This window comes from Streptomyces globisporus (genome assembly GCF_003501885.1).
GTDB lineage: Bacteria > Actinomycetota > Actinomycetes > Streptomycetales > Streptomycetaceae > Streptomyces > Streptomyces globisporus_D.
In genome coordinates this window covers 1-2,170 of sequence record NZ_QWFA01000363.1, presented here as the reverse complement: position 1 = coordinate 2,170, position 2,170 = coordinate 1, and the positions used below count along the sequence as shown (strand labels likewise).

General features: G+C 75.7%; 2 protein-coding genes and 1 pseudogene. 2 read left to right on the top strand and 1 reads right to left on the bottom strand.

Annotation, left to right across the window (positions count from 1 at the left end; translation table 11 throughout):
• Positions 1 to 207 precede the first annotated feature (207 nt).
• Positions 208 to 882 (top strand): hypothetical protein, encoded by a 675-nt coding sequence (locus D3105_RS33505; RefSeq protein WP_118906566.1) that lies wholly within the window; start codon positions 208 to 210, stop codon positions 880 to 882.
• Between the two features lie 329 nt (positions 883 to 1,211).
• Positions 1,212 to 1,829 (top strand): sigma-70 family RNA polymerase sigma factor, encoded by a 618-nt coding sequence (locus D3105_RS33500; protein ID WP_118906565.1) that lies wholly within the window; start codon positions 1,212 to 1,214, stop codon positions 1,827 to 1,829.
• Between the two features lie 6 nt (positions 1,830 to 1,835).
• Here D3105_RS33500 and D3105_RS33495 read toward each other — a convergent pair.
• Positions 1,836 to 2,170, bottom strand: a pseudogene (locus D3105_RS33495) (MFS transporter); the annotation flags it as partial.

Genomic DNA, 2,170 nt, shown 5'->3' with positions numbered 1-2,170 from the left:
GGGATGGGGGGATGCGGCGGCCCCGGGCCACGAGGCTTACGCAGAAGCGTTGTTGGAGCAGTCGGGCGGCGGGAGGGGAAAGTTCCCCGCACTGACATGTGACATGGATCACATATGCTGCTGGTGGGGCAAACGAGGCGAACTCCCCTTGTTTCGGCATCTGGTGCTCTTCTCGCCGGGGTGGGTACGGCTGGCACCATGGCTGCCATGGGAGCCGGAACCGCACTCCGACTCGGGCGCACCGCGCTGTTCGCGGTCGTGTGCGTCGCCGTGTCCGGACTCGGCCACGCGCTGATGTCCGGCGCGCCCCTGCCCCTGTCCGTCCAGGCCGCCGCGCTGCTGCCGGTGTGCGGGGCGGGATGGTGGCTCGCCGCACGGGAGCGGAGCGCTCCGGCGACCGTCGCCGCCCATGTCCTGGGCCAGTTGGGGCTGCACGCCTTCTTCTCCGCTGCCGGATCCTGGCTGCCGTCCGGCGCCGGCGCGCACCACGCGGGCGGTGGACGCCATGCGCCGGGTGCGATGGGCCACTCCGCGCACGAGGTCCCGATCGGCGGCTCGTCGGACCTGATGGGGTTTCTGGCCGCCTTCGACGGGACGGTGTTCACCCTCGGCATGGCCGTCGCCCACGCGCTGGCCGGGCTGGTCTGCGGCTGGTGGCTGTGGCGCGGCGAGGTCGCCCTCGCCCGGCTGGGCCGCTGCCTGGTGCTGTTCGTCCGCGCCCCGCTGCGGACGGCCTGGCGCCTGTGGTCCGCGACGCCGCCCGCCCCGGTGCCGCCCGCCCGTCACCGCACCCGACGCCGGGCCGGCCGCCGTCCTCAGGACCTTCTCGCCCTGCACGCCATCTCCCGGCGCGGGCCCCCGCTCTCCCTCCGCTTCCTCTGACCTCCATCCGCCCTCCGGCCTCTGTGTGCCGGAGGCGGTACGGGTGTGCGCCCTCGCACACACCCGTGACAGGCATGCCGGTTCCCCGGGCCCGCCCTCACGGCGCGTCCGAACGGAACCGGTCACCGGAGCCGGGCGACCGCTGCCGCGGCTCCGCAAGGACGCGAAGGACTGCTGTGACACTTCCTGCTCCCCCACGACCGGCCGCCGCGCGACCAACTGCGCAACCCGCCGCTGCGCCCCTGACCGCCCTACGGTCACCCGCCGCCGTACCACCGGCTGCCGCGCCGCCCGTCCGGCCCTCCGTCTCCCGGCCGCCGGTCCTCCGGGTGTCCGCCACCCGTCCGCCCCACCCCCGTCTCCCGGCTGCCCGGCAGAACGACGGGCAGATCACCGACTGGGCGCTGGCCGCGGGCGGCGGGGACCGGGAGGCCGCCGACCGGTTCGTCCGGGCGACCTATGAGGACGTCCGCCGGTTCGTCGCCTACCTCAGCTCCGACGCTCCGGGCGCCGATGACCTGGCCCAGGAGACCTACCTGCGGGCGATGAGCGGACTGGCCCGGTTCGCGGGGCGTTCCTGCGCCCGGACCTGGCTGATGTCGATCGCGCGGCGCGTCGTCATCGACCGGCACCGAGCGGCCGCCGTACGCCCCCGGACCGCCGACACCGCGGACTGGCAGACCGCCGCGGAACGCGCCCAGCCCCGCCATCTGCCCGGGTTCGAGGAGTCCGCGGCGGTACGGGACGCCCTGCGCCGACTGGACCCGGCCCGCCGCCAGGCCTTCGTCCTCACCCAACTGCTGGGCGCGTCCTACGAGGAGGCCGCGGCCGCCGCAGGCTGCCCGATCGGTACGGTCCGCTCCCGCGTGGCGCGCGCCCGCCGCGAACTCGCCGGACAGTGGCGCGCGGAACCGGCCGAACCGGCCGACCTCGTCCGAGCCGGCTAGTCCGGTTCAGGCGCCTTCCGCCCGGGGCCCCGCACGGCCCCGGGCGGTACGGCGGCGGAGCAGCAAGGCCGACGGCAGCACCAGGCACTGGAGGCAGACCACCACCCAGAACCCACGCGCCGAGCCGGCCGCCTCCGCCGCCTCGTACAGCTGACCGCCCACCACCCCACTGGCGAACGCCCCGATGCCCGCCGCCAGCCGCTGCCGCCCGAACACCGTGGCCGGAGCGGCGGCCGAACGGGCCAGCGCCTCCAGGTCGTTCTTGAGGAAGAGCACGATCTCCCCGAGGCACAGCAGCGCCCCGCCCGCCGCGATCCCCACGTGCCCGCCGACCCCGATCG